Source organism: Variovorax sp. V118 (genome assembly GCF_041154445.1).
Classification (GTDB): Bacteria; Pseudomonadota; Gammaproteobacteria; order Burkholderiales; family Burkholderiaceae_C; genus Variovorax; species Variovorax boronicumulans.
On sequence record NZ_AP028663.1, the window covers coordinates 6,467,427 to 6,494,088 of the forward strand.

General features: G+C 65.6%; 30 protein-coding genes and 1 pseudogene. 23 read left to right on the forward strand and 8 right to left on the reverse strand.

The features are described 5' to 3' along the window. Positions 1 to 3: 3 nt before the first annotated feature. The 11 genes and pseudogenes from ACAM52_RS30075 to ACAM52_RS30125 all read left to right on the forward strand — a co-directional run. Positions 4 to 999, forward strand: a complete 996-nt coding sequence (locus ACAM52_RS30075) for an ornithine cyclodeaminase family protein (protein ID WP_139701275.1) — start codon at positions 4 to 6, stop codon at positions 997 to 999. A 19-nt stretch (positions 1,000 to 1,018) separates the two neighbouring features. Then, the gene (locus ACAM52_RS30080) at positions 1,019 to 2,029 is read left to right on the forward strand and encodes a dihydrodipicolinate synthase family protein (RefSeq protein WP_139701274.1); all 1,011 of its coding nucleotides are present in this window, start codon (positions 1,019 to 1,021) and stop codon (positions 2,027 to 2,029) included. A gap of 13 nt (positions 2,030 to 2,042) precedes the next feature. Next, positions 2,043 to 3,512 carry an NAD-dependent succinate-semialdehyde dehydrogenase gene (locus ACAM52_RS30085; protein ID WP_369645377.1) on the forward strand — a complete coding sequence of 490 codons (1,470 nt, stop codon included), beginning with the start codon at positions 2,043 to 2,045 and terminating at the stop codon, positions 3,510 to 3,512. Between the two features lie 41 nt (positions 3,513 to 3,553). Then, positions 3,554 to 4,498 (forward strand): VOC family protein, encoded by a 945-nt coding sequence (locus ACAM52_RS30090; RefSeq protein ID WP_369645378.1) that lies wholly within the window; start codon positions 3,554 to 3,556, stop codon positions 4,496 to 4,498. Then, complete coding sequence (locus ACAM52_RS30095) at positions 4,491 to 4,862, forward strand: Rieske 2Fe-2S domain-containing protein (protein ID WP_185993680.1); 372 nt, start codon at positions 4,491 to 4,493, stop codon at positions 4,860 to 4,862. The genes ACAM52_RS30090 and ACAM52_RS30095 overlap by 8 nt, the downstream gene beginning before the upstream one ends. Before the next feature lie 60 nt (positions 4,863 to 4,922). Next, on the forward strand, positions 4,923 to 5,885 hold the full coding sequence (locus ACAM52_RS30100) for a Bug family tripartite tricarboxylate transporter substrate binding protein (protein ID WP_369645379.1): 963 nt from the start codon (positions 4,923 to 4,925) through the stop codon (positions 5,883 to 5,885). A 49-nt stretch (positions 5,886 to 5,934) separates the two neighbouring features. Continuing rightward, the gene (locus ACAM52_RS30105) at positions 5,935 to 6,948 is read left to right on the forward strand and encodes a tripartite tricarboxylate transporter substrate binding protein (RefSeq protein ID WP_139701271.1); all 1,014 of its coding nucleotides are present in this window, start codon (positions 5,935 to 5,937) and stop codon (positions 6,946 to 6,948) included. Positions 6,949 to 7,032: 84 nt separating this feature from the next. Then, positions 7,033 to 8,190 (forward strand): alpha/beta hydrolase, encoded by a 1,158-nt coding sequence (locus tag ACAM52_RS30110; RefSeq protein ID WP_139701270.1) that lies wholly within the window; start codon positions 7,033 to 7,035, stop codon positions 8,188 to 8,190. A gap of 48 nt (positions 8,191 to 8,238) precedes the next feature. Then, on the forward strand, positions 8,239 to 9,447 hold the full coding sequence (locus ACAM52_RS30115; protein ID WP_139701269.1) for an MFS transporter: 1,209 nt from the start codon (positions 8,239 to 8,241) through the stop codon (positions 9,445 to 9,447). Beyond that, positions 9,440 to 10,321: an ABC transporter substrate-binding protein gene (locus ACAM52_RS30120; protein WP_369630349.1), complete on the forward strand. Its 882-nt coding sequence runs from the start codon at positions 9,440 to 9,442 to the stop codon at positions 10,319 to 10,321. The genes ACAM52_RS30115 and ACAM52_RS30120 overlap by 8 nt, the downstream gene beginning before the upstream one ends. Before the next feature lie 52 nt (positions 10,322 to 10,373). After that, positions 10,374 to 10,469 (forward strand): annotated as a pseudogene (locus ACAM52_RS30125) (transposase); the annotation flags it as partial. Positions 10,470 to 10,475: 6 nt separating this feature from the next. Here ACAM52_RS30125 and ACAM52_RS30130 read toward each other — a convergent pair. After that, the gene (locus ACAM52_RS30130; RefSeq protein WP_369647803.1) at positions 10,476 to 10,766 is read right to left on the reverse strand and encodes a hypothetical protein; all 291 of its coding nucleotides are present in this window, start codon (positions 10,764 to 10,766) and stop codon (positions 10,476 to 10,478) included. Between ACAM52_RS30130 and ACAM52_RS30135 the strand changes: the two genes are divergently transcribed. Further along, positions 10,753 to 11,061, forward strand: a complete 309-nt coding sequence (locus tag ACAM52_RS30135; protein ID WP_369630350.1) for a hypothetical protein — start codon at positions 10,753 to 10,755, stop codon at positions 11,059 to 11,061. The two genes, ACAM52_RS30130 and ACAM52_RS30135, sit on opposite strands and share 14 nt — an antisense overlap. Before the next feature lie 135 nt (positions 11,062 to 11,196). Next, complete coding sequence (locus tag ACAM52_RS30140) at positions 11,197 to 11,412, forward strand: hypothetical protein (RefSeq protein ID WP_369630351.1); 216 nt, start codon at positions 11,197 to 11,199, stop codon at positions 11,410 to 11,412. A 22-nt stretch (positions 11,413 to 11,434) separates the two neighbouring features. Here the strand turns inward: ACAM52_RS30140 and ACAM52_RS30145 are convergent, their stop codons facing one another. From ACAM52_RS30145 to ACAM52_RS30160, 4 genes are read right to left on the reverse strand one after another with little or no spacing between them, the layout of a single operon-like run. Then, the gene (locus tag ACAM52_RS30145; protein WP_369632957.1) at positions 11,435 to 12,163 is read right to left on the reverse strand and encodes a TetR/AcrR family transcriptional regulator; all 729 of its coding nucleotides are present in this window, start codon (positions 12,161 to 12,163) and stop codon (positions 11,435 to 11,437) included. A 48-nt stretch (positions 12,164 to 12,211) separates the two neighbouring features. After that, entirely contained in the window at positions 12,212 to 12,778 is a 567-nt protein-coding gene (locus ACAM52_RS30150) for a cupin domain-containing protein (protein WP_260685111.1), read from the reverse strand. A 55-nt stretch (positions 12,779 to 12,833) separates the two neighbouring features. Next, complete coding sequence (locus ACAM52_RS30155; protein WP_260685112.1) at positions 12,834 to 13,841, reverse strand: fumarylacetoacetate hydrolase family protein; 1,008 nt, start codon at positions 13,839 to 13,841, stop codon at positions 12,834 to 12,836. A gap of 10 nt (positions 13,842 to 13,851) precedes the next feature. Then, the gene (locus ACAM52_RS30160) at positions 13,852 to 14,850 is read right to left on the reverse strand and encodes a fumarylacetoacetate hydrolase family protein (protein ID WP_260685113.1); all 999 of its coding nucleotides are present in this window, start codon (positions 14,848 to 14,850) and stop codon (positions 13,852 to 13,854) included. Positions 14,851 to 15,073: 223 nt separating this feature from the next. Here ACAM52_RS30160 and ACAM52_RS30165 point away from each other — a divergent pair, with 223 nt between their 5' ends. From ACAM52_RS30165 to ACAM52_RS30175, 3 genes are read left to right on the forward strand one after another with little or no spacing between them, the layout of a single operon-like run. Then, positions 15,074 to 15,958, forward strand: coding sequence for a 3-keto-5-aminohexanoate cleavage protein (locus ACAM52_RS30165; protein WP_139701240.1), 885 nt, complete (start codon positions 15,074 to 15,076; stop codon positions 15,956 to 15,958). Between the two features lie 3 nt (positions 15,959 to 15,961). After that, a complete protein-coding gene (locus ACAM52_RS30170; protein WP_139701239.1) occupies positions 15,962 to 16,444 on the forward strand; it encodes a PaaI family thioesterase in 483 nt (160 codons plus the stop codon). Then, positions 16,441 to 16,914 (forward strand): MarR family winged helix-turn-helix transcriptional regulator, encoded by a 474-nt coding sequence (locus ACAM52_RS30175; protein WP_369630352.1) that lies wholly within the window; start codon positions 16,441 to 16,443, stop codon positions 16,912 to 16,914. Before ACAM52_RS30170 ends, ACAM52_RS30175 begins: the two co-directional genes overlap by 4 nt. 823 nt (positions 16,915 to 17,737) lie before the next feature. Here the strand turns inward: ACAM52_RS30175 and ACAM52_RS30180 are convergent. Next, complete coding sequence (locus ACAM52_RS30180) at positions 17,738 to 17,860, reverse strand: hypothetical protein (RefSeq protein ID WP_369630353.1); 123 nt, start codon at positions 17,858 to 17,860, stop codon at positions 17,738 to 17,740. Between the two features lie 54 nt (positions 17,861 to 17,914). After that, the gene (locus tag ACAM52_RS30185; RefSeq protein ID WP_369630354.1) at positions 17,915 to 18,190 is read right to left on the reverse strand and encodes a tripartite tricarboxylate transporter substrate-binding protein; all 276 of its coding nucleotides are present in this window, start codon (positions 18,188 to 18,190) and stop codon (positions 17,915 to 17,917) included. A gap of 273 nt (positions 18,191 to 18,463) precedes the next feature. On the opposite strand from ACAM52_RS30185, the gene ACAM52_RS30190 reads away from it, so the two are divergent. From ACAM52_RS30190 to ACAM52_RS30200, 3 genes are read left to right on the forward strand one after another with little or no spacing between them, the layout of a single operon-like run. Further along, entirely contained in the window at positions 18,464 to 19,591 is a 1,128-nt protein-coding gene (locus ACAM52_RS30190; RefSeq protein WP_139701390.1) for a pyridoxal phosphate-dependent aminotransferase, read from the forward strand. A gap of 38 nt (positions 19,592 to 19,629) precedes the next feature. Then, entirely contained in the window at positions 19,630 to 20,511 is an 882-nt protein-coding gene (locus tag ACAM52_RS30195) for an alpha/beta fold hydrolase (RefSeq protein ID WP_139701236.1), read from the forward strand. Next, positions 20,508 to 21,746, forward strand: a complete 1,239-nt coding sequence (locus ACAM52_RS30200) for a M20 family metallo-hydrolase (protein ID WP_369645380.1) — start codon at positions 20,508 to 20,510, stop codon at positions 21,744 to 21,746. The genes ACAM52_RS30195 and ACAM52_RS30200 overlap by 4 nt, the downstream gene beginning before the upstream one ends. A 50-nt stretch (positions 21,747 to 21,796) precedes the next feature. Here ACAM52_RS30200 and ACAM52_RS30205 read toward each other — a convergent pair whose 3' ends face one another. Beyond that, entirely contained in the window at positions 21,797 to 22,513 is a 717-nt protein-coding gene (locus ACAM52_RS30205) for a GntR family transcriptional regulator (RefSeq protein ID WP_139701234.1), read from the reverse strand. 359 nt (positions 22,514 to 22,872) lie between these two features. Here ACAM52_RS30205 and ACAM52_RS30210 point away from each other — a divergent pair, with 359 nt between their 5' ends. The 4 genes from ACAM52_RS30210 (at position 22,873) to ACAM52_RS30225 (ending at position 26,626) form a co-directional block, all read left to right on the forward strand. Further along, the gene (locus ACAM52_RS30210) at positions 22,873 to 23,721 is read left to right on the forward strand and encodes an SDR family oxidoreductase (RefSeq protein WP_369645381.1); all 849 of its coding nucleotides are present in this window, start codon (positions 22,873 to 22,875) and stop codon (positions 23,719 to 23,721) included. Positions 23,722 to 23,895: 174 nt separating this feature from the next. Further along, positions 23,896 to 24,720 (forward strand): ABC transporter permease, encoded by an 825-nt coding sequence (locus ACAM52_RS30215; RefSeq protein WP_139701232.1) that lies wholly within the window; start codon positions 23,896 to 23,898, stop codon positions 24,718 to 24,720. 65 nt (positions 24,721 to 24,785) lie between these two features. Continuing rightward, complete coding sequence (locus ACAM52_RS30220) at positions 24,786 to 25,565, forward strand: ABC transporter ATP-binding protein (RefSeq protein WP_369645382.1); 780 nt, start codon at positions 24,786 to 24,788, stop codon at positions 25,563 to 25,565. A 50-nt stretch (positions 25,566 to 25,615) separates the two neighbouring features. After that, complete coding sequence (locus tag ACAM52_RS30225; protein ID WP_369630358.1) at positions 25,616 to 26,626, forward strand: ABC transporter substrate-binding protein; 1,011 nt, start codon at positions 25,616 to 25,618, stop codon at positions 26,624 to 26,626. Positions 26,627 to 26,662 lie beyond the last annotated feature (36 nt).

Genomic DNA, 26,662 nt, shown 5'->3' on the forward strand with positions numbered 1-26,662 from the left:
ATCATGACCGCCCCCGTATTCATCTCGAGCAGTGCCGCCCAGCAAGTCTTTCGCTGGAAGGATGCGATCGAAGCGCTTCAGGCGGCCTATGCACGCCCCAATGACGCCGCTGCAACCCCCGCGCGCAGCATTGCCGCCTCCGACAAAGCTTGGCTGCGAACACTGCCGGCCGCGCCAGCGGGCGGCCGCTACTACGGTGCCAAGCTCATGGGCGCTGCCGCAGGCGTGGTGTCGCCGAGTGTCGAGTACGTCATCGTGCTGTTCGATCGGCACACCAGTCGCATCGCAGCCTTCATCGACGGCAACCTCGTCACCGGCTTGCGCACCGCCGCCACATCGGCCGCGGCATTGGACCGGTTGGCGCCTCCGGGTCCGGCCCGTCTGGCGGTGCTCGGCAGCGGCCTGGAGGCGTCGATGCATACGCGTGCGTTCGCCAGCATTCGCCCACTCACCGAAGTTGTGGTCTTCAGCCCCACACCGGAACGCCGTGTCGCCTTTGCGGAGGCGGTGACACGCGATCTTGGCGTAGCCGCACGCGCCGCAGCTACTCCGCAGGAAGCCGTGGAAGGCGCCGAACTCGTGCTGGCGGCAGCACGTTCGCGCGGCGAACAGCCAATTCTGCACGGCGACTGGCTCGCGCCCGGCGCCGCCGTGGTGTCGATTGGCTCAACCGTGCCTCAGCAGCGCGAGCTCGACGCATCGGTGATCGCGCGCAGCGACTTCATCGTCTGCGACATGCTGGAAGAGGTGCTGCACGACACCGGCGACATGATCGCTGCCCGCGCGGCAGGCATCGAGGCCCATGACAAAGCCATCAGCCTGTCAGCACTTCTCAGCGATGCGGCAGCGGATCGCGCTCGCGCCTCACGCGCGCCCCTCTTCAAGTCGGTAGGGAGTGGCTTCCAGGACATCGTCATCGCCGAACTGATTCTGGAGAAAGCCTTGCAGGCCGGGCTGGCGGTCCCACTGCCAATCGAATTCGAATCCAAAGCCATCTGAAGGAAACAAGGAGCACACCATGGCCAGATACCACCGAAGCGAAGCCCGAGAATGGGCACGCGAACATCTCGTTGGCGTTGCCAACGTGACGATCCCGACGATGACGTCGGACTTCACGTGCCTGAACGAGAAAGCCATACGTCACGACGTGAACCTCACCATCGAGCACGGCTTCGTCGGATCGCTTGCCGTCTCCGAAGTGCCGCTGTCGTTTGAGGAGCACGATCAGTTTCAACAGTTGATGGTGGACGAAGCCAAGGGTCGTCTGATCGTGGTCCACCACGCCGTGTTCAACACGCTGGAAGACAACATCGCTGCAGTCAAGCGCGCCGAAGCCAACGGCGCCGAACTCGTGTTGCTCGGGTACCCCCCCCACTTCTATCCGAAGTCCTACGAAGAGGTGTACCAGTACAGCAAGGCCATGTGCGACGCCACCAACCTGGCCGTCATGCTGTTCCCGGTTCCCATCTGGGGCTTCAGCCGACTTCACCCCGCCGACATCCCTGTTCCAGTGCTGCGCCGCCTGGTGGATGACTGCCCCAACGTGGCGGCAATCAAGACCGAAGGCGGCATGCCCTACATCATGTCGGCCATTGAATGCCACCGCGAGTTCCACAAGGAGGTGGTGATCTCATCGCCGCTCGAGTACGAGTACATCCCGCTGGCTCAGGTGATGGACATCCCGTTCTGCGGCACCAACTACAGCGCCTTCTTCGGCCCCTGGATTCCTCGCGCGCACAAGCTGATCCGCGAAGGCAAGTTTAACGAGGCGACCGAGATCTTCTACAAGCTCGATCCAATGCGCAAGGCCGTGGCCACCGTAGGGTTTGGTGGACATGCACTGTCGAACCGGCTGATGTGGAAGTACCAGAGCTGGCTGCAAGGCTACAACGGCGGCCCGATCCGCCACCCGACCGCGCGGGTACACGGACGCGACATGGCCATGCTGCGCAACGCCACGCAAGCAGCCGGGCTGAACCCTACGACCGACCCGGACGAAGCGTTCTTCGTCGGCCGCAACCCGGTCTGAAGAAGAACCCGCCATGAATGACATCACAGTAATGCCTCTGACAGACCCCAGCCTGCTGCGCCAGGCCATGCTGATCGACGGCGAATGGGTGCAGGCCGATAGCGAACAGACGTTGGAGGTGCGAAACCCCGCCACGGGCGAACTCGTAGCACGTGTGCCCAACGGCGGCGCGGCTGAAACGCGTCGCGCCATCGCGGCGGCGGAACGCGCCATGCAGAGCTGGCGCAAGACGCTGCCCAAGGAGCGCTCCAAAGTCCTGCGGACGCTGTACGACCTGATGCTTGCGAACATCGACGACCTCGCAGTCATCATGACCGCCGAGCAGGGCAAGCCTCTGGTCGAAGCGCGCAGCGAGATCCTCTACGCCGCCGGCTTCATAGAGTGGTTCGCTGAAGAGGCCAAGCGTGTCTATGGCGACATCATTCCCCAGAATGTGGATGGCCGCCGGATCCTCGTGCAGAAGGCACCCATCGGGGTATTTGCCGCTATCACGCCCTGGAACTTTCCCTCTGCCATGATCACCCGCAAAGCCGGACCGGCTTGGGCGGTGGGTTGCGCTGGCGTGATCAAGCCCGCCAGCCAAACACCGTTGTCGGCGCTGGCGCTGGCTGTGCTTGCCGAGCGTGCCGGCCTGCCTAAGGGCGTATGCAACGTCGTCACCGGCTCCGCCCGCGCGATCGGCGGTGAACTCACTGCCAGCCCGATAGTGCGCAAGCTGTCGTTCACGGGTTCCACCGAGGTGGGCGCGCAACTGCTCGCGCAATGCGCGCCGACGATCAAGAAGACCAGCATGGAGCTGGGCGGCAACGCACCGTTCATCGTCTTCGACGATGCCGACGTCGATGCCGCCGTGAGGGGCGCGATGGCGGCCAAGTACCGAAACACGGGCCAGGCTTGCGTCGCCGCCAACCGGCTGCTGGTGCAGTCGGGCATCTACGACACCTTCGCCAAGAAGCTAGCCAAAGCCACTGCGGAAATGAAGATCGGCAACGGCATGCACGAGGGCGTGGTGCTGGGACCGCTCATCAACGAGGACGCCGTGCAGAAGGTGGAAGAGCACATCGCCGATGCGGTGTCCAAGGGCGCACGCGTCATCACAGGTGGACAGCGGCACGCGCTGGGCGGCTCCTTCTTCGAGGCGACTGTACTGGCAGACGTGCCACGCGATGCACTGATTTTCAGTGACGAGACCTTCGGCCCGGTGGCGCCGCTGTTCCGCTTCGAGACAGAGGAAGAGGCCATCGCAATGGCTAACGACACACCGTTCGGCCTTGCGTCGTATGTGTACGCGCGCGACATCGGTCGAATCTTCCGAGTCATCGAAGGGCTGGAGTTCGGCATGGTCGGCGTCAATGAGGGAATGATCTCCACGGAGGTGGCGCCCTTCGGCGGCGTCAAGACCTCGGGCCTGGGGCGCGAGGGCTCCAAGTACGGCATGGACGACTACCTCGAGATCAAGTACGTGGCGCTGGGCGGCCTCTGAGCCTGAGCCATCTGCCGCCCACACATCTAAGGAGACATCCCATGAAGATCGTAGGCCTAGACACGCTTGTCTTTGGCGTGGACAACGTCACCGCCTGCCGCCAGTACTTGCTCGACTACGGGCTGCACGAGGCCGGCGACGGACGCTTCGAAGCGCTGGACGGGACTGCGGTGGTGATTGCCGCCGCCGACGACCCCGCGCTGCCGCCTGCCAGGGTTCCACACTGCGCGTTGCGCAAGACCGTCATGGGCGTGCGTGACCCAGCCGAGCTGGAGGCGATTGCCGCCGAACTCGCAAAGGACCGGGAGGTGCGCCGCCTGCCCGACGGCTCCATCGAATCGGTGGACGACGACGGCTTCCTGCTGGGCTTCCAGTTGACGGTGCGCCGGCCCGTCACACTCGCAGCCGAAGTGATCAACGCGACAGGCTCGCCGTTCCAGCGGCCCGCCAATCAGCTTGGCGTGGATGCGGCAATGCCATTGCCGGTGCGGCCACGCACGCTGTCGCACGTGGTGTATTTCGTGCCCGATCCCGCCCGCTCCGAAGCCTTCTATGCACGGCTGGGGTTCAGGGTCGTCGACCGCTTCGTAGGCATGGGGCCTTTTTTGCAGCCGGCAGGCACGCTGGACCACCACACGCACTTCTTCATCACCGCACCGGAGCATGTGAAGGGAGTGGAGCATTTCACCTTCCACTTCGGCGGGCCGACCGAGGTGCTGCTCAACGGCAAGCACTTCGTCGAGAAGGGCTACCAGTCCTTCTGGGGTCCGGGCCGCCATCAGATGGGTAGCAACTGGTTCTGGTACTTCAAGAGCCCCTTCGGTTGCAACATGGAGATGGACGCCGACATGGACCTGCACGACGCGAGCTGGCAGGCGCGCGAATGGCCGATAGCTGCCGACCGCTCACAGGTCTTCCTGTTCGCCTACCGCGAGGCTTGGGCGCCCGGCCCCGACGCGCCACCGACGGATGGCAGCCATGCCTGAAGCATCTCTCCCAGTGCGGCTTTGCGCGTTGGCCGAGCTGCGCGACGGACATGCGCGCGGCTTCGACCCGGCTGGCAGTGGTCAAGACAGCGTATTCGCCGTTCAATCTGGCGGACAGGTGCGCGTGTGGGCCGACCGCTGCCCGCATCTGGGCACGCCGCTGCCCTGGCGCCGGCATGCCTACCTGAACGCCGCGGGCGAGCACATCGTCTGCGCCGCCCATGGCGCCCTGTTCGACCTCGACAGTGGCTTGTGTGTACACGGGCCCTGCCGGGGTGTGCACCTGGAGGCCGTGCCTTTCCGCATCGGCCGCCACGGCGACCTGATGCTGATCGATCCTGCCCAGTTACCGCAGCCGACCTGAGCCCAGCCGCTCGCACCTGCCTCCCCCATCGTCCCAACGCCCCATCGGGAGCCTTCAGCCATGCGATCCCTCCTCTCCCGCGCCCTGGCCACAGCCATGCTGTTGTCATGCAGCGCCGCCTTTGCCTTTGCGCAGCGGCCCATCTCGCTGGTCGTTCCCTTTCCCGCCGGCGGCGCCACCGACGTGATCGGGCGCCTGATGGCTCAGGGCCTGGCCACCCGCCTGAAGCAAAGCGTCGTGGTGGACAACCGCGCCGGCGCGGGCGGCACCATCGGTGCGGCCTTCGTGGCCCGCGCCGCACCGGATGGCTACACCCTGCTGATCAGCTCCAACACCACCTTCACCGTCAACCCAGCCCTACGCACGAGCCTTCCATACGACCCCGTGCGCAGCTTCGAGGGTATCGGCTTGATTGGCAGCTCGCCGATGGTGATCCTGGCCCATGCAGGCCTGCCGGCGCGCAACGTCCCGGAGTTGGTGACGCTGGCACGCGAAAAGCCCGGTCAGCTCAGCTACGGCTCCTTCGGCTCCGGAACGGTCTCGCACCTGGCGGGCGAGATGTTCAAGCTGCGCGCCGGCATCGAGCTGCAGCACGTGCCCTACAAGGGCAGCGCGCCAGCCATGACCGAGCTGATTGGCGGCCACATCCCGCTGATGGTGGACACGCCCATCGCGACGCTGCCCCAACTTGCGGGCGGCAAGGTTCGACCGCTGGCCGTCACCGGTGCGCGCCGGGCGGAATCGCTGCCCCAGGTGCCCACCCTGGCCGAGTCCGGCTATCCCGGTTTCGAGTTCGTGACCTGGATGGCCATCGTGGCGCCCCGCGGGTTGCCCGACACGGCGCGCCGCGCGCTGGGCCAGGCCCTGGCCGACACGCTGGCCGACCCCGCCGTGCGAGCCGAACTGCGGCGCAGCGGCATCGACGTGCAGTCCGAACCCGGCAGCGCCTACGAGACGCGGGTGGCGCGCGAGTTGCCGCTGCTGCGCGCTTCTGTTCACAAGGCAGGCCTTCAGGTGGACTGAGCCCAGTCTCACCCCGCCCCGCCCCTCGAAAGATCTGGAGACCACGAACATGACCCCCAAGACCCGCACTGCTAGCGCCTTGACGCGCCGCTCCTTCGTCTGCCTGACGGCGGCTACGGCTGCATCTGCGTTCGCACCGGCGTACGCCCAGGGCACGGAGGCTTACCCCACGCGCCCGATCCGGCTGGTGGTGCCGGTGCCGGCGGGTGGGCCGGTCGATCGGCCCGCGCGCGTGCTCGCTGAAAGGCTGCAGGCCCGCCTGGGCCAGAGCGTGGTAGTGGACAACCGACCCGGCGCCTCCGGCATGCTGGCCACTTCGCAAGTGCTGCATGCGCCGCCCGACGGCTACACGCTTCTGCTTTCCACGCTGGCCGGCCAGATCACCGCCCCGCTGCTGATGGACAAGCCGTCCTACGACGGTGCGCGCGACTTCGTGCCCATCGGCGGCTTCGGGCGCTTCAATGCCGTGCTGCTCGTCAACGACAAGGTGCCGGTGCGCAACCTGCAGGAACTCATTGCCTATGGGAAGCAGCACCCGGGCAAGCTGAACTACGGCACGCCCGGCATCGGCACCATTCCGCACCTGCAAACCGAACTGCTGAAGATGCGCACCGGCCTGGACGCGGTGCACGTGCCCTACAAGGGCGGCGCCGCCATGGTGCAGGCCCTGGTGGCCGATGAGGTGCAGGTTCTATTTGGCGAAGTGTTCACGGCGCTGCCTTTCGTGCGCTCGGGCCGCCTGCGTCCCCTGGGCGTGGTCACGGCCCGGCGTGTGGCCGTGATGCCGGACGTACCCACCCTAAGCGAGCAGAACGTGCGCGACCTCTCGCTGAGCGGTTCGTGGATGGGCCTCTCCGGCCCGCGCGGGCTGCCGGGTGCCGTCACGCAGCGTCTGGTCCAGGCGCTGGCCGAAGCCGCGCAGGACCCGGAGATCAAGCACTACTTCGCCAACAGCGGCGGCGAAGCCATCTATTCCAGTCCCGACGCTTTCAAGGCCTTGTGGGCTACGGACCAGAAGACCTGGGGCGAGGTGATCAAGGCCAACAACATCCGGCTGGATTGACCGCCCGCCGAGCGTAGGACGGGCCTCGCGACGTTCGAGGTCCCCACTGCGCGCTCAGAGTCCCCCGCTCACGAAAGGCCCCTCATGTTCGAACCCTTTCCCGGCAACTACGTCTGGAACCTGTCCATCAATCTGGCGCTTCTCGCGGGCGGCAACCACGGCGAGCTGGACGCGGTCTGCCGCCCAGTGCGTGAGGCCGCTCTGCGTGGCGAGGAGGCCGACACCGCCTTGCTGTTCGACGCCTGGCTGGGCGTCGCCCGCCAGGTCATCGCCATGGCCCAGCGCGACCTTGCACGCAACCGACGCCTGTCGGCGGGCATCAAGTTCCAGCGCGCGGCGTTGTACCTGCTGGGCGCCGAGCGCATGCAAAGCGCCGGCCACGCGCCGCGCTGGCGCGCCTACCAGGACGGCCTGAAGTACTTTCGCGTAGCGCTCGCGCTGCAGGGCCACGACACGGAGTTCGTGGACATCCCCTACGAAGGACGGCATTTCACAGCCTTGTTCGTGGGCGCCGCGCCGGGCGCGGACGGCCGAGCCGCACCCTGCGTGGTCTGCTGCAACGGCCTGGACTCGATGAAGGAACAGGCCTACGGCATCGGCTTCGCACAGTCCTTCCGGCAACGGGGCGTGTCGACCTTGATCGTCGACCAACCCGGCTCCGGCGAGGCCTTGCGCAGTTTCGGCCTTCCGGGCCGGCACGACGCAGAGGCCTGGGCCACGCCGGCCTGCGACTACCTGCTCACGCGCGCCGACGTCGATCACGCACGCATCGGCATGTTCGGCGGATCGCTGGGCGGCTACTTCGCGCCGCGCGCGGCCGCCATGGAGCCGCGCTTCAAGCTGTGCGCCGTGCTGGGCGCCAACACCAACTGGGGTGAAGTGCAGCGTCGGCGCCTGGCGCGCGAAGGCGACCGCCCGGTGCCGCATTACTGGGAGCACGTGATGTGGGTCTTCGGCAAGCGCTCGCTGGAAGAGTTCATGGCCTGGGCGCCCTGCATGGACCTGAGCGGCGTGCTCGCCGACCTCCGCGTGCCCTTCCTGGTCACGCACCCCGGCGGCGACCGGCAGATCCCCCTGGCCTATGCACAACAAGCCTATGACCTCGCTGTCAACAGCCCCAAGCGGGAGCTGTTCATCACCACCCGCGAGCACATGGAAGTCGAGCACTTCGGCGCCGACAACGGCACCGTCGCGCGCGACTACATCGCGGACTGGCTGAGCGAGACCTTCCAAGACATGTGAGCGCATTCAGGCGCCGATGACCCCCCCAAGAAAAAGGAGACAGAACCCATGCAAGACACCCAACCCCCGGGCCTCGAAGGCCAGCAGCGCGACGGCATCCCGGGCCGCATCGCACTAGTGGCCGGCCACTGCGCCGGACTGATGGACATCGTGTCCCTGCCCGTCTGGGTGGGCATGGTGCTGATCGGCCAGTTGGGCCTGCAGCCCCAGCTCGCCGGCGCCTTGGCCACCCTGTTCCTGGCCGCCGTGGTGCTCAGCAGCCTGTGCTTCGCACCCCGACTCAACCGCCTGCGGCGCGAGCGCATCACGCCGACGGCCTACGCGCTGGCCGGCCTGTGCTTCGCGGGCATGATGTTCAGCCGCGACTACGCCGCCCTCGCGGGGCTGCACGCGGTGGCCGGCCTGGCTGTGGGCTGCGGGCTGTCCATGACGCACGGCACCATGGGCGCCAGCACCAACCCGCATCGCCTGGCCGCCATCGCCTTCACCGCGCTAGCGGTGCTGGCCATCGCCTTCTTCGGTGTGCTACCGCCGCTGGTGCAGCGCCTGGGCGCGAACGCCTTCTTCGCCACCATGGCCGGCGTCATGGGCGTGGCCGCGCTGTGCACGCTGATCGCCTTTCCGGCGCACTGGAAGCTGGCACCGCCGTCGCAGGCCGGTGTGCGCCTGCCTTCGCAGGTGTGGTTCGGCATGGCCGGCGTGAGCCTGATGACGCTGAACCACGCGATGGTCTTCGGCTTCATCGAGCGCATCGGCGGCTGGCATGGCTACACGGCGGCGCAGATCGGCCTGGTGCTGGTCGTGAGCGGCATCGCGAATCTCTTTCCCTCCGCCCTCGCCGGTCTGCTGGACCGGCGCTGGTCTGCAACAGCGGTGGTCTGCATCGGCCCGCTGGTACAGGCCGCCGCCGGCCTACTGGTCACGCAGGGCAACAGCTTTTCCATGTACGTGATCTCGGCCTCCCTGCTGATCAGCGTGCTGGCCTTCACCCACATCTTCGCCTTTGGCCTGCTGGCACGGCAGGACCCGACCGGCCGCGTGGTTGCCTCCAGCCCGGTGATGATCATGACCGGCTCCGCCGGCGGGCCGCTGCTGGGCGGGGTGCTGGCGCAGCATCTGGGCTACGGCAGCCTGGGTTGGGCGGCGCTGGCCATCGGGCTGCTGGCGGCGGTCAGTTTCCGCCTGGGTGCGCGCGACAAGTCCTCCGCGACCCCGGTACACGCGACAGCAACCACCCAAGGCCGAGCGCATGGCTGATGGCATGCAAGTGATGTGGTTCGTGCAACCGGCCGTGGCGGCGGTGGCGCCGGCGCTGGGCCTGGTGGCGGCGGATGCGGTGCAGGGCACGCGCAACCCTTCGTCCGACGCTCAGTTCGAAGCGCTGTGCGCGGGCCGCACCGACATGGTGGTCACGGCCATGGACAACGTGATGGACTGGAACCTTCGGCCCGGCCCGCAGGACTTCTGCATCGTGGCCCAGGTCGAGCGGACCACGCCGCTGCAACTGATCGCCCGCGCCGGCTTGCACACGCTCGAGGAACTCAGGGGCGCGACCGTGCTGGTAGACGCGCCCGCGAACGGCTTCGTGGTCGCCCTGCGCACACTGCTGGCCGACGCGACGCTGCATGCCGTCGATTACACACTGCGTCCCGCCGGCGGCGTGCAGGAGCGCTGGGACGCGCTGCTCGCCGGCCGCGGCGACTGCACGCTGCTGGGCCCGCCCTTCGACGCCGTGGCGCTGCGTGCGGGCTTCGCTGCGCTCGCCTGCGTGCAGCAGAGCTACCCGGCCTTTCCCGGGCAGGGCCTAGTGCTGCGCAAAGCCGCCCTCGATGCCCTGCGCCCTCGCCTGGCGCCCTGGCTGCGTGGGCTGCAGGCGGCCAGTGACCGCATGAGTTCCGGGAACCCGGCCGTGTTTCAGGCCCTGGTGGATGCCGGCTATCCCCCCGGCGCAGTGGCGGCCCAGATCGCCCTGCGACCGCCCAGCCTCGTGCCGGATCGCGAGGGCGTCGAGCTTCTGATCGATCAGCGGCGCCGTCTCGGGCTTGAGGGTGCGGTAGCCGGCTACGCGAACCTTGTCGACCTTTCAATGCTGGACGCGCTCGCGGCCCAGGCGCTGCCCGGCGTGCCCTGATGGGCGCTGGAGGACCTGCGCGTGCATCGGGTACACGCTCACACGACTAGGGGCGCTGACACGCTACCGCGATGACAGGTCCATCGAGATCGACAACAACGCCGCCGAGCGCGCCCTGCGCGGCGCAAGTCTTGTCCGCAAGAACTTCAGCTGATCAATCCACCTTCACCTGGAACAGCACGAAGCCCGTGCCGCCCGGCTCGACCGTGCCCGTGAAGCGCCAGTCGATCGCGCCCGTGCCGCCTGCGGGCTGGGCCGTGGTGCAGGCCACCGCGCCCGCCGGCGGCGCGTTCGCCGGCGTGGTCTTGACGCAGCCCGTGAGCGACGCCGGCGTGGTGCCGGTGGTTGCGCTCACGAAGGTGGTGTAGCCCGGCGTCATGTCGTTCACGACCATGCTGCGGATCGGCGCGTCGCCGTTGTTCGTGTAGGTGATGCGGTACTCCAGCGTCTCCGTACAAACCCACCGACTTCGACGCCATCAGCCAGCTCACCAGCTTGCGCAGCGCGCTCGTCGCCCATCCGGGCCTGCCCGCATCGACTGCATCCTCGTCGACGCACCCGACAACCGCTTCGTCGTGGCCTTGCGCGCCATGCTCACGGACGAAGGCATCGGACCGGACGCCTACGCGCTGGAGCGGGTGGGCGGCGTGCAGGAACGGCACCATGCCATCGTCTCGGGACGTGGCGATGCCACCTTGCTGGGCCCCCCTTCGACGCCATGGCTCTGGAGGCGGGATTGAGCCGCATCGCGACCGTCCAGGAGCGCTACCCCGCATTTCCGGGTCAGCGCCTGGCGGCGAGGGCAGGCGCCCTGGCACGGCTACGCCCCCGCCCTTTCCACTTGGTTGCACGACCTCGAAAAGGCACGCCAGCGCATGATCGGCACGCCGGAGGCCGCTCGCCAAGCATTGGCACCCGCCGGCTTCTCGGCGCTGGCGATGGAAGCGATGCTGCGTGCCACACCGGACTTGCTGTTGCCGGGTCACGCGGGGATCGAGCCACTTGCCGCGCAGCGCCGCAGTTGTGGCCTGCTCGGTGCCGACTTTACGTACGAGCAACTGGTCGACACTTCCGCCTTGCCCGGCGGCTGAAACTCTCCCGCGGGCAGGCGGCTCAGGCGAGCTTGCGCCGTTTGGGCGACGCCGCAGAAGTTTGACCCTCGATGGGTGCCAGCATCTGCATCATCGTGGCGCAGTGTTCGTCCGCGAACTTCTTGTCCAGCGGCAGGTGCCGCATGAGGAGACGGAAGTAGATCGGCGCGTACAGGATGTCCATCTGCAGTTCCGTTTCCACGTCGTTGCGGAACTCGCCCTTGCGGCGCGCGTCTTCGACCACCTCGCGCACGACCGCACGCCGCCCGTACCAGAAACGTTCGCGGAACTCGCGCAGCACGTCCGGGTCGCTCTGCCCCTCGGCCATGATCTGCGAAACGATGCGCCCCGACCAGCCGCTGTACTCCTCGACCAGCAGGTGGATATGCCGCATGAGCGCGTCGCGCGGGCTGACATCCTTCGGCATCGGCGTGTGGGACAGGTGGGTGTGCAGGAATGCCTCGATGACCACCGCGGCCTTCGAGTTCCACCAACGGTAGATGGTGGCCTTGCCCACGCCCGCCTCACGTGCGATCGACTCGATGGAGATCTGGGACACTGGCGTTGTTTCAAGCAGCTTCAGCGTGGCATCGAGAATGGCCATGCGCGATGCATCGCTGCGTGCGCGACCAGGCGAGCGCGTGCGCGAAGCAGCCGGCCCCGGAGCCGCGGCGAGCTTCGCCGCCGAGGAGGCAGCGGAACGGCCGCGCGCTTTGGCTGTGGTCGTTGGAGAAGGAGTTTTGGTCGGCAAGGAATTCTCGATGGCTATTGCGACGAGCCCATTATCCTGGACACGCCATCACACCTTGGCACCCGGCTCCAGGTCCAGCAGCACGAAGGCCATGCGGCATGTCTTGCCGGAGCGATTCGCCCAACTGTGGTTGGTGGCCCTCTGGATCAGGATGTCGCCAGCGCGCATGAGCGTCTCGCCCTCATCCATCAGCGCATGGATCTCGCCGTCCAGCACGATCGCATAGTCAAGAGACTGCGTCTTGTGGAACCAGAAGTGACGGGCATCGCCGGTGTCCCGCACGCCGTGCTCGTCAAGAAAACGCGCCAGCTTCGCGGTCTCGTAGGTTTCGTCCGGCGGAAAATCCACAACCCGCAGAAGCGAACCGCCTTTGGAATGAAAACCGAAGGCTTGACCGGCAGGCGCCGGATCGGTCCCGGGCGCCGCGGCTTCGCCCGTCGCCCACACCACCCGCGCGAGCGGCGTGCCCGGATCGGTTGTGTAGTTCGGCGCAGGTCCGTCGGACACGAAGACGGATTTGCCCTGCGCGTTCTCGCCGGTGACGATGCGCCGCACCGGCCGCGCGTTCGCCGGCGCCTTCGCTTGTTGTTTCTCGATCGTTGCTTCGGTATTCACGCCGAGGGGCCTTTCTTCTAAAGATGGATGAGGGGTTTGCATTCGCTATGCGCGATCAGGCGGACTTCGGCGCTGGCGGCCGTACGCACACATTGCGCTGACTGCCCAGCCCTTCGATTTCCGAGTCGAGCACGTCGCCGTCCTGGAGAAATCGGTTGTAGTGGGTGCCGTTCCCGGCAGGCGATCCGGTGGCGATAAGGTCGCCCGGCCAGAGCTCGATGTGTGCGGAGAGGTATTCGATCTGCCGTGCCACGTCGAACAGCATGTCCGCAGTTGACTCGTCCTGCATGGTCTGTCCATTCAGCTTCAAGGTCATCCGCAGGTTCTGCGGGTCCGCCACGAAGCATGCGGGCACCAGCACGGGACCGAACGGCATGAAGCTCGGGGCGGACTTCGACCTGAGCCAATCGGTGCCCAGCATCTTGTAGTCGGTGCGGGCGATGAGGTCGCGCGCCGAAACGTCGTTCACGATCGCGTAGCCGGCGACGTGATCAAGCGCATCCTTGCGGCGCACGTTCCTGCCACGCCGACCGATGATGACGGCGAGCTCCAACTCCCAATCGGGCTTGCCGGTCGTTGCCGGAAGCAGGATCGGATCGAAAGCACCCGTGACGGCCGAAGGCAACTTCGGGAACGCGTACGGCTCGCCGTGCGCTGCCCGTTCGTCCATCATATCTTCCGCCCACTTGCGCAGCGCAGGGCCATCGAGACCTTCCGGCCCGACGCCCATGTCGAGCGTGAGATCGACCACATGCTTACGGTAGTTGGCCCCTGTGCAAAGCAGCTGCCGCGGCAGGTCCACGGGAGGATGCACCCTCAGGCGGGCCACCGGTATCTGGGCCTCGTGTTCGTCGGCGATGGTTTCCCGCAGCGCCCGCAGCGCCACCAGATTGCGATCCCAGTCCTGCAGCAGGTCGAGCACCGACGCCTTCTCGGGCCACGCTGCTCCGCAGCGCAGCGCCTGCCCATGCAACGCATGCAAGGGCAGCACCCGATCGCCGATGCACATGGCGGCAAACCGCTCGCCCCTGTCGTGCGAGAAAGTTCCTAGGGAAAACTTCACGGCCGCCTTCTCACATGAAAGGCTTGCGCGGCGTCGGCCACCATGTGCCCTTCTCGGGCTGGCCCATGCGGTTGCGCAGGACGCCGACACCGGACACCTCCAGCTCCACCACATCGCCCGGGCTGAGGCTTCGGCCGAGCTCCAGCGCCGAGCCGTTGCCCATCGTTCCCGAACCGATGACATCGCCCGGCTGCACATGGTCGCCCAACGACACGTAGGCGACCAGCTCCTCGACGCTCCACAGCATCTCCGACGTGTCGCCCTCGCCCCAGGTCTCGCCGTTCACCCTCACGGCCATGCGGATGCGGTCCAGGTGCGGAAACTCGTCGATCGTGGTGATCCAGGGCCCGATGCCGTAGGCAAAGTCCTTGCTCTTGGTCGGTCCCATGCCGATCGCGAATTCGTTGGCCTGCAGGTCGCGGGCCGAGAAGTCGTTGAAGATCGTCACGCCGAACAGATGCGAGCGGGCCGTGTCGGGCGTGATGTTGTGGGCGGTGCGCCCCACGACCCAGCCGATTTCCAATTCATAGTCCATCTTTTCGGCGCGTGCCGGCCAGGGCACCTCGGCCTCATGCCCGATCACCGTCCATGGGGAACCCTTGAAATAGCCGGGCACCTGCAGCAGCGCGGGTGCGGGCGTGAGCTTCATGCGCTCATGGAACTGCCGGATGTGCTTGACGAAAGTGAGGCCGTCGCGCACCACCGACGGGTCGCAGGCAGCGGCCCAATGCAAACCTTCAAAGGGCCTGGACGCGTCGTCTCCGTAGCATGCCGCCGCCTCGTGTGCCGTCTCGAGGAACTGCTCACCAAGAGCGATGGCCGCCGACATGCTTTTGGGAAACACCGCAGATGCGTATCGCAGCGCGGCATCGCGACTGGCACCGCGCGCCTGCTGGCGCAATGCCTCCGCCGCGCGCAGATCGATAACACGGGACTGCTCTGGCAACACCATGCAGATGCGCTGAATCGGGCCATCGAGCCCCTGCACGACAAACCTTCCAAGCTTCACGGCAACTCCTGTCTGACTTTTTCGATACTATACGTCTCGTTTATATGTCAAATTTGAGTGTTTTCCCTTGGAGACATAGGCACTACCTAGCGGACGTTTTCCTTGACCAACCTATTTTTGGCGTCTACATTCAACTCGATACGACTCGTCTCTTAATATCCCGGCAAGATTCAATCCATGAATGCCGGCTTTGTCACTTCCATTGCCAGCCTTGGCCTCACACATGAGCAAGCGCCCTCCCGTCATCATTTCCTGCGCCTTGACCGGCGCGGGGGACACCCGAGCAAAGAACCCCGCCGTGCCCGCCTCGCCCCGGGAGATCGCGGACCAGGCCATCGATGCTGCGCGCGCCGGCGCATCCATCGTCCACATCCATGTGCGCGAGCCCGAGACAGGCAAGTCCTCCACGAAGTTCGCCTACTACGAGGAGGTCGTGCAGTGCATCCGCGCATCCCGCTGCGATGTACTGATCAATCTCACGACCGGTCCGGGCACGATGCTGACGGTGCCGACCGACGCGCCGTTTCGTGTCGTCCCCATTCCCGACGCCGAACTCATGACGCCGCATGAGCGGGTTGCGCACGTGGTCAGCCTCAAGCCCGACATCTGCAGCCTCGACGTCGCAACCATGAGCTTCGGCGACGCCGTCTTCATCAACCCCGCGAACCACCTGCGCGAGATGGCCGCACAGATCCACGCAAGCGGTGTGACGATGGAGTTGGAGGTCTTCGACTTGGGCCACACCCGCCTGGCGAGTCACCTGATCGCGACAGGTGCAATTCCGAAGAGCGCATATTTCCAGCTGTGCATGTCAGTGCCCTGGGGCGCACCGGCCACGCCGACAGTGTTGGCCGAGATGCAGCGCCTGCTGCCGACCGGCTCGCACTGGAGCGCGTTCGGCATCGGCTCGGACCAATTCCCGATGGTCGCGACTGCCGCGATCCTAGGCGGGCATGTGCGAGTCGGACTCGAGGACAACCTATATGTCTCGCCGGGCAAGCTCGCACGCGACAACGCCGAACTCGTCGCCAAGGCGGCCAGGATCATCGAGGACCTCGGGTATGACGTCGCCACGCCCGATCACGCGCGCACTACTCTGCTAGGCTGAACCGTGAAACCCGGCGAGATTTCCGACATTCCGCTGCAGGGGGACAACCCCACCCGCGCATTCATCGCGGACGCGGTGGCGTCCAGACGCCGACACCTCCCACTGGAGGTGAATCCCGCGCTGGCCAGTCTGTCGGCCCTGCTGGTGGAGAGCGGTAAAGACGAACTGGTGATCCGGTTCACCGCGCCACGCGATGCGACGCAGGGCAACGGCGTAGTGGGCGGAGGCACGCTGGCGAACATGCTGGACCTGGCCATGGCGATGGGGGTCTTGTCGCAACTGAAGCCTGGCCATACATGCGCCACCGTCAGCCTGACAGTCAACATGCAGAGCGCTGGCCACGAAGGTCATTTCATTGCAGTGGCGGGGGTGGACCGGGTCGGGCGGCAGATCGCCTTTGCGCACGCGAAGCTTTACGACGCAGAGCGCTCCCGCCTGATCGCGAATGCCACCTCGTCGCTGGCCGTGATGGCAGTCCGGCCGTGACGTTCGCAAGCTCTTCGGCCCTCTCGGGCTATGACATCGAAGAAGACCTGAATCTCCTAATTCGCAGAATCCTTGCACTCGCCAGCACTGCTGTGAACGCGCGGCTGCGCGGCATCGGCGGACCGACGGAGTCGCAATGGCGGCCACTGCATTTCCTGTACATCCGCGGTCCGTTGCGGATCATCGAACTGGCCCTGCTCTGCGAAATTGATCCGGCCGGCATGACCCGATTGATCGATCGCCTGGAACGCAAGGGGCTTTGCCGCAGATCGCGGTCTCTGTCGGACCGCCGAGTGGTCGAAGTTCTTCTCACCGAGCGCGGCGCGGAATCTGCGCAGCGGGTCGCTCCTGTGCTCGAGCGCGTGCGACACGAACTACTGGCTGACTTCAACACGGCACAGCGGAAGAACCTGCTTCAACTGCTTGTGCGCCTGACGAACAATGCGCGAGGCGGTAAATCTTCTGCGTAGCGTTCGTTCGACCGGCCCGCGCGGTCAGCGCGATCAAGGGCCGCTTCGCACAGTCGAGCCATGCGCTTTCTCTAGCATGGCCATTAGCTTTCATTGCATGGCCCCGCTCGCAGGCCGCCGCTATGGTTGGCCGAGGGGATCAACGCGCTGGTCAAGCCGAAGATCCGTATCAGTTGAAGCACAGCAGCAGTCTGCCTTGTGAAGGCAGAGGCACCAATCCCAAAGAAACATGATGAACGCCCTAGAAAGTAAACCCAAGCCATACGGCCCACCGAGATGGTGGGAGACAATGGCAGGCGCACCGTTGGCGTATTTCCTAGTCCTCGGTGGGTTCTTCGGGGTACTTTTTCTTCTTAAGAAGCTGCTCGTGGCCTTGGGATAGTGCAGGCCTGGCGCAAGGCCTGTTACAGGCCCGTGGGGCGGTTGCAATGCGCGCGGACACCTGGAGCGCAATGAGTACTGCAGTTCAAGCGCTGCTGGATCAGCGATGCGACCTGATCGACGTCCTCGGAGGTGTTGAAGAGGCCGCAGGAGATGCGGATGCCGCCGCGCTCGGGCGATACAGTTCCTGAATCACTGTCCTCCCCTTGGGAATAGTGATGGTCCGCCCTGAGCTCGCGAGTTGTACCTCAAAGCTCTCATCACCTTCGGCAGGCCCAACGTGTGCGGCGAAGAATTCGTAGTGCAACTGCTCTTCCGGCTAGCTCTTTGCACGGGCTTCGACCAGAACAGCGTCCATGAACCCCTTTGGGCCACAGACGTAGAGATGAGTACCAGGCTCAGGCTTCGCGAGGCGGGAACATGCTCGCTCCGTCTTCGCTGACTAGGCCTTCAGGTTGCCGGCCTCATCCAGGACTGCAATGCCCATGGGTTTGAAGCCCTTGGCCTTCGAGCGGACCAGTGCCGCTTGGATGATTTCGTTCGCTTGCGCCAGGGTGATGCTCATAGTGTTTTCAATCCTTCAAAAGTGTCTAGAGGCCCGCCCGGCGCATGAGGGTGGTCAGTCCTCGGGGGTGAAGCCAGTTGCTTTGACCACTTGTTGCCAGTAGTCGTAATCGCGCTCGGTCAGCGACGCCAAGGCCGTCGGCGCCCCGTCCAGGGGCTGAAGCGCATTCTTGTCGAACATTTCACCCATGGCCGAGCTTGCGAACTGAGCGTTGACTGCCGCATTCAGTGCATTGACCTTTGCAGCAGGTGTGGCCGTCGGAGCAAACCAACCGAGCCACTCGAACGAACGAGATGTCCTTATAGCCGAGCTCAACCATGCTGGGCACATCGGGAAGGGCCTTCCGCCGCTCCGGACTCGTGACCGCAAGGAGCAAGGCAAGCGGATGAACTGGTGGTTCTTCCCCGGGCTGCGGGCGCTTCGACAATTTATCCCAGGCGAAACCTACTGGATACATAGTGCACTGTTTTGCATTCACAAATCCGATGCAAGTTTTTCTATTTCGCACCATTTGTATGCACACATGACCCTCTAATGGGCAAAAAGCAGCGATTTTGTATGGCACACATCGTGCTGCGTGAATGGGAAAACTCGGACCACCTCATGCGCCCTTTTGAACAACGCAACCGCTACTTCGACCAGCTCTGCAACACGCCCGGCCTGATGTGGCTGGGACAGAACACCAACCACTTCGACCCCCACCCCAGCGTGCTCCACGCCATCGCCGACGCGCTGAAGGACGGCAGCTACCACGCCTATGCACCGCCCTGTGGCTTCGAGGAGCTGCGCCAGCTGATCCTCGAAGACCTAGGCCTGCCCGAGGCTTGCGCCTTCGTCACCGACGGTGGCGTGGAAGCCCTCTTTAACGTCTGCAGCAACATCTGCAAGCCGGGCCAGGACTTCGTCACGACCGACCCGAGCTGGGCTTGGCCGATGCACTTCGCCCGCAAGTTCGGCTCGAACGTCGTCGAGCTGCCAATCTTCAATGAAGAACAAGACTACAAGCTCACCGCCCACCAGCTGAGTGCCGCCGTCGGCCCGAACACCGGCGTGATTTACCTGGTGGACCCGAACAACCCGCTGGGCACTTGCCACACCGCTGACGAGATACGCGAGCTCACCGATATCGCCCGTTCGGTCGGGGCGTATTTCGTCCACGACGCCACCTACTCGCAGTTCGCCGAAGGCTTCACGCCCGCGGCCAAGTTCTACGACAAGAGCATAGTCGTCTACAGCTTCTCGAAGTGGCTGGGCCTGGCCGGCATGCGCCTGGGCGCCGTTGTCTCCGGCGCGGAAATCATCGAGCTGCTGGCCACCGCGCCGCCGAACAACCTGGGGAGCAACGTGCTCTCGCAGCGCGCCGCCATCGCCGGCCTGAAGACCAAGAACGAGTGGTTTCCGCTGGTCAAGCAGCGACTACGCCGCAATCAGGCCGCCGTGGCCGAGACCGTGAAGGCAGTGCCGGGCCTGCGCGTACTGGTGTACCCCTCGCACGCCAACCTGCTGGTGATCGACACTGCCGAAGCCGGCGTGAACCCAGAATCGCTGGTGGCTGCTTACGGCGAGAAAGGGATCATGATCCGCCAGGGCACATACCACACGAAGCGTTTTGGCGACAACTTCATCAAGGTGAGCCTGTCGGTGCCGGAAGAATGGGCCGACCGCTTCTGCGCACTGCTGCCCGCCATGGTCGAGCGCGCACGCACGATACCCGCCCCTGCGCTGTTCTGAACCCGCAGCCGCCCCCCAGCCACCTTTAGGACACGACCATGCCCTTCATCACCGCCCGCGACGGCACCCGCCTGTACTACGAAGAAGCCGGCACCGGCACCCCGATCGTGTTCGTGCACGAGTTCGGTGGCGACCACCGCAGCTGGGAAGCGCAGATGCGCTACTTCACGCGCCGCTACCGCTGCATCACCTTTGCCGCGCGTGGGTACACGCCGTCCGACGTGCCCACCGACGTGGAGCGCTACTCGCAGCAGATCGCCGTCGACGACATCGCCGACGTGATGAGCGGCCTGGACATTGACAAGGCCCACATCGTGGGCCTGTCGATGGGCGGCTTCTCCACGCTGCACTTCGGCTTGCGCCATGCTTCTCGTGCGCTGTCGTTGGTGGTGGCGGGCGCCGGCTACGGCGCAGAAAAGGAGTTCGAGGACTACTTCCGAAACGTGTCGCTCGAAGTGGCGCGCAAGTTCGAGGAGGTGGGCGCGCCCGGGTTCTCGAAGACCTACTCGCAGGCCGGCTCGCGCATCGTATTCCAGGTAAAGGATCCGCGCGGCTGGCAGGAATTCGCCAACCAGCTCGCCGAGCATTCGTCTGTGGGGTCGGCCCGCACGATGCAAGGCGTGCAGGCGCGCCGCCCGTCCATCTACGACCTGGAGGCTAAGCTGCGCCAGATGGCCGTACCCACGCTGGTCGTCGTCGGCGATGAGGACGACCACTGCCTGCAGCCCGGCATCTTCCTGAAGAAGACGGTGCCGGCGTGCGGCCTGCTCGTGCTGCCCAAGACCGGCCACACCCTCAACATCGAGGAGCCGGCGTTGTTCAACCAGTTTGTTAGCGACTTCCTCGCCACCGTTGAACAGGACCTATGGCTACCTCGCGACCCGCGCAGCCAGCCGGCCCAGATCATGAAGACCGAATGACCCAGGCGGCCCTGTTCGTCGACGAACGCCGCCTGAGCGAGCGCCTGGCCGCGCTCGCGCGCATCGGTGCCACGCCCACCGGTGGCGTGAACCGGCCGGCGCTGTCGGCCGAAGACGCCGAGGCCCAGGCGCTGATGGCCTCGTGGGGCCGCGCGCTGGACCTGACGCCCAGCCGCGACGACGCCGGCAACTTCTTCCTGCGCCTGAACGGGCAGGACCCGGACGCCGCGCCGGTGCTGAGCGGCTCCCACCTCGACAGCCAGCCCACCGGTGGCCGATACGACGGCGTGTTCGGCGTCGTGGCCGCGCTCGAAGCCGCGCAGGCCATGCGCGAAGCCGGCATCACGCCGCGCCGTTCGCTCGACGTGGTGGCCTGGATGAACGAGGAAGGCTCGCGTTTCGCGCCCGGCATGATGGGCGCGGCCGTGTTCGCCGGCGATCGCACGCTAGCCGACATCGGCAGCGTGCGTGATGCCGACGGCATCTGCGTGGCCGACGCGTTGCAGGACACCGCGATGCGCCTGGCGCAGTTGCCGCACCGCCCACTCGCCGGAGCGGTGCACGCCTACGTCGAGGCCCACATCGAACAAGGCCCGGTGCTCGACCGCCTTGGCATCCCGGTCGGTGTGGTCACCGGCATCCAAGGTAAGCACACCTTTCGCGTGGTCGTGGACGGCGAGGCCGCTCACGCCGGCACCTCCAGCCGCACCGAGCGCCGCGATGCGCTGCTGGCGGCGCTGGCGATGGTGCAGGCGCTCACCGCCGAGCTGCACGACGCCGAGGATCAGGTGAAGTTCACCGTCGGCCGCTTCGAGGTGACACCCAACGCACCCTCGGTCGTTCCCAGTCGCGTGCTGTTCTCGATCGACCTACGCCACCCCGACACCGATACGCTGCGCCGGCTGAGCGCAGCCGTCGAACCGCTCTGCCAGGCTCACGCAGGCCCGTGCAAGGTGACGGTGACGCGGCTGTCCGCCGCCGACTCGCTGGTGTTCCCCGACGCGATGCGCGCCCGCGTGAAATCGGCCGCCGACACGCTGGGCATCGCGTCGATGGAGCTGCGTTCGGCCGCCGGCCACGATGCTCGTTACCTCCACTCAGTCACGCCTTCGGCAATGGTGTTCGTGCCCAGCCGCGATGGCATCACGCACAACGAGACCGAGTTCACCGAACCGGCCGACCTCGCCGACGGCACTCGTGTGTTGACCGAGGTACTGCAAGGCTTGGTGGGTTGACCTAATGGTGGTGCCGCGACCGATACGGCGAATGACATCGCGCCTGGGGCTCACGCCGGCATGTAGGCGGACACCGCCGAGATCAGGTCGACCATGTCGTCCTGCAGCAGCGTCACATGGTTGGCCGCTGCGGAGAACGCAGCCTCCGGCTCGTTGCGCTGGATCGCATCAATGATGGCTTGGTGCTCGCCGATGGTCGCCAGCATGCGGCCCGGCTGGTAGGTCACGTAGCGGCGGTAGAAGCTCACGCGCTTGCGCAGCAAGCGCGTCTGCGCAGACAGATGGTGCGTGTTCGATGCGTCGTACAGCGCGTCGTGGAAGTTCTGGTTCACCTGGTAGAAGAGGTCGCGGTTGTCGCTGTTCACCAGCGCCTTCAACTCGTCCTGGATCTCCAGCAGGCGCTTACGCTGCTGCGGCGTGGCGCGGCGCGCGGCGTAGCGCGCACACAGGCCTTCGAGCACCGACATTATCTGGAACATCTCGATGATCACCGGCATCGACAGGCTGGCCACGCACACGCCGTTCGGGCCTTTCATCTCGACCAGCCCGGTGCCGGCCAGTGCGCGCAGCGCCTCGCGCACCGGGGTGCGCGAGACCTTGTAGCGCTCGACCAGCTCGGCCTCGTCGAGCCGGGCGCCCGGCTTCAATGCACCGCTGACGATCTGCGCCTCGAGCGACTCACGCAGGTCCTCGGTCAGCGTGACGGATTTGTCCCGCACACGCTCGCGCATCGGCGCGGCGTCATTGGGCGGAAGGGTTGGCTTCATGGGGTCTCCGATGCTGAGTGTCTGTTCACTGGGACTCGCGGGCCCGCAGGATACGGGATCCCGTCTAGCAGTATTCGCGCCACGAATCCCGAGCCATCCATTCGCGGATCACGCGCCGGCTCGGTGCATTCGCACGCCATTTTGAATCCAATTTTCTAAATTTTGTATTCACATGCATCAATTTGATGCTAATTTTTGCGCAATTTCGAATACTGAAAGCTAATTTCTGGTGTTTTCCACGTGGCACGGTTAGTGCAATGCCTATCGAAGCCGTGTACGCAACCCCTCGGGGCCTGCGTCACCGCCGAGCCCGGCCCGTGCGCCCCGCCTTCCGACCCTTTGAACACGACTGCACTGACATGACCTCTCTGAACCTGACCCACAAGACCGCCCTCATCACTGGCGCCTCCAAGGGCATCGGCCTAGCCACCGCCTGGGCGTTCGCGAAGGCCGGCGCCCACCTGCACCTCGCCGCCCGCGACAACGCCGCCCTCGAAGCCGCCCGCAAGGAGATCCAGTCCCACCACGACGTGAACGTGCAGGTCCACGCGCTCGACCTGTCGGTGCCCGGCGTAATGAAGCAGCTCGACGCCGCCGTCGGCGACGTCGACATCCTGATAAACAACGCCGGCGATATGCCCTCTGGCCCGATCGAATCGCTCGACTGGGAGGTGGTGCGTCGAGGCTTCTCGCTGAAGGTGCTGGGCTACATGGAGCTCACGCAGCACGTCTACGCGCGCATGAAGCGCCAGGGCCACGGCGTGATCGTCAATGACATCGGCAACTCGGGCGAAAACTGGGATGCGAACTACATCGCCGGCTCCACCTGCAACGCTGCCGTGATGGCCTTCACCCGCGCCCTGGGCGGCGTGAGCCTAGACGACGGCATTCGCGTCGTGGGCGTGAACCCAGGCCCGGTCGCCACCGACCGCATGGTCAAACTGATGAAGCGCCGCGCGCTCGACAACTACGGCGACGAAGGCCGCTGGGAAGAGCTGTTCTTGCAATACCCGGGTGGCCGCCCCGCCGAAGCCTACGAAGTGGCCGACCTGATGCTGTTCCTGGCCTCGGACCTGGCCCAGTACATCACCGGGACCATCGTCACCATCGACGGCGGCATCGCCGCCCGCGGCTCGATCATCAAGACGGGCAAGTTGGCGCAGAACCAGCAGGCAAAGCCGCCTGAGCCAGACCGAGCTTCCTATTGATTTGCATGAGTGTCATCGACTCCTGGATTCACCAAAGTGCGACGCCATGCCTTCCTGCAAGGCACGGCGCACACAAATCACTGGCACTGCCCTTGCGGAGTCCCGTGAGCCTGCATTCCCACCACCAGCCCGGCTGGCACTGACCGCGCCCCCGGACAACGACCGCCCCACGCCATGTCGACACCCCTTCCCCTCCCTGCCATCCACGAGTCCCCGGCTTCGACGGGCAGCGCCGCATCGCCATCGCGCCCGCGGCTGCCGCCCGAGGTGCTGATGAGCATCTTGTCGGTGCTGAGCATTGTTGGCCTTTGGTACTTCGCCACGTTGTTCCTGCCGCCGTCGGTACTGCCGCCGCCGCACACCGTGCTGACGGCCATGCACGAGCTGGCCAACACCAGCGAGCTGTGGAGCGACATCGGCATTTCGCTCTGGCGCATCGCGCTGGCCTTCGTGATCGGCATGGGCATCTCGCTCGTGCTGGGCTTCGCGATGGCGGTCTCGCCGCGCGCCGGGATGTTCTTCCGCGTGTGGGTGGTGTGCGGTATCACGGTGCCGGCCATCGTCACCATCCTCACCGTCTACATGATCATCGGCATGAACGACCGGGCCGCCGTCATCGGCGCCGCCATCACTGTCGTACCCTTCCTGACGATCAACATCCGCGAAAGCATTAAGGGCATCGACACGCGGCTGATCCAGATGGGCCGCATCTTCCGCGCCGGCCGCATGCAGATGATCCGCTCGGTGATATTGCCCCAGGTGGCGCCGATGCTGCTGGCCTCCTCGCGCTTCGGCCTGGGCCTGGTCTGGAAGATGGTGTTGTTCGTCGAACTGCTCGGCCGCAGCAGCGGCGTGGGTTACCGCATCGAGTACTACTTCCAAATGTTCGACATGACCCAGGTGCTGGCCTACGCGCTGAGCTTCCTCGTCGTGATGATGTTCATCGAGGTCTTCGTCTTCGGCCTCGTCGAGAAGCACATCTTCCGCTGGCGCCGTTGAGCACGCCCCCGCCCCCGCCCCCGCCCCCGCCCCCGCCCCCCGCAACGCTTCCACAGGACATCCCCATGGCGCAAATCGACCTCGTCAATGTCGGCAAGACCTATCGCAGCGCGCAGCGCGAGCCGCTGCACGTGCTCAACGGCATCAACCTCAGCATCGAGGCCGGTGAAGTCGTCGGCCTGCTCGGCCCCTCGGGCTGCGGCAAGTCCACCATCCTCAACATCGTCGCCGGGCTGGACACGCAGTACAGCGGCAGCGTGACGATCCAGGACCGCCCGATGGCGGAGCAGCTCGCCTCGGGCTTCCGCGTCTCCTACGTGTTCCAAGAATCGCGCCTGCTGCCCTGGTACACGCTGACGCAAAACATCGAGTTCGCGCTGCGCGCGGCCGACTTCCCCCGCCAGGAATGGGCCGACCGCACGAACGCGGTGCTCGACCTCGTCGGCCTGTCCAGCTTCAAGGGTTTCTACCCCGGTCAGCTCTCGGGCGGCATGCAGCAGCGCGCCTCCATCGCCCGCGCCTTCGTGGTCGACCCCGACATCCTGCTGATGGACGAGCCGTTCAGCGCGCTCGACGAGCTGACCGCGCGCAAGCTGCGCCAGAGCCTGCTCGACATCTGGTCGAAGTTCCGCTCGACCATCCTCTTCGTCAGCCACAACGCCTACGAATCGACCTACCTGGCTGACCGCATAGTCGTGATGACCTCCGATCCCGGCGGAAAGATTGCAGAGCAGATCAACCTGCGCGGAATCGCCCGCCCGCGTTCGTACGACGACGCCTCGCTGTTCGAGAAGAGCAAAGACGTGATCCGCATTCTCGACCGCCGGCCCGCCGCCATGGCCTGAGCTTTCCGTTTGCCCTTCCTCCCGAACCATACCGCACTGGAGTTCCCGCCATGAAATACCCGAAGTCGTTCAAGTTAGTCGTCGGCAGCCTCGCCGCGACGCTGGCCCTGGGCGTTGCTCCGATGTGCCAGGCCCAGACCGTCAACACCGCCAAGGGCGATGGTGGCACGGTTCGCATGCTGATCAACCCGGCTGGCACGATGTCGATTCCGCCGCTGGTCATCAAGCAGTTCAACCTCGACAAGAAGTACAACATCAACGTCGAGACGGTGCCCTACAGCAACAACAACTCGGCCGCCGTAGCGCTGCAAAGCAAGAGCACCGACGTCGTGATCCTCGACTGGCTGGCCACCGCGCGCCTGAAGGCCGGCGGCGTGGGCGTAGTCGGTGTCGCGCCGTTCATGACCTACGTGAACAGCATCATCGTGCCAACAAACTCGCTAGCCAAGACCCTGGCCGACCTGAAGGGCCTGAAGGTCGGCGTACAGAACAAGACCGGTTTCGACTGGATCATCACCGTTGCCGCCGCGAAGAAGAAGTTCGGCATGGACCTGAACAAGGAAGTCACGCTGCACGAAGGCGCGGTGCCACTGCTGCGCGGCTTGATGGAACGGGGCGAATTGCAGGCCACCGGCATGTGGAACTCGCTGGCCCCTGAAATGCTGGCCAGCGGCAAGTTCCGCACGCTGACGACGATCCGCGAGATCTCCGACAGCACGGGCCTGCCCACCGTGCCCTTCCTGTTCTTCGGCTTCCGCGAGGAATACGCCAAGGCCAACCCGGCCAACGTGCGCGCCTTCGTTGCCGCCTACCAGGACGCGGTGAAGATCATGAAGTCCGACGACCAGCTGTGGGAAGAACAGGGCAAGCGCATGAAGCTGTCGCCCCAGGCCACCCAGTTCTTCAAGAAGCAGGTGCGCAACGACTTGTTGACGGTGTTCACGCCCGACATGGCCAAGGGCCTGTCCGACTCGCTCGACGCGATGGTCGACGTGGCCGGCCCTGAAGTCATCGGCATGAGCAAGCTGCCCGCCGGCCTGATCACGCTGGACTACCAGTAAATCGTTCGAAACGCCGCGCCCCATTTGCTTCCAGGG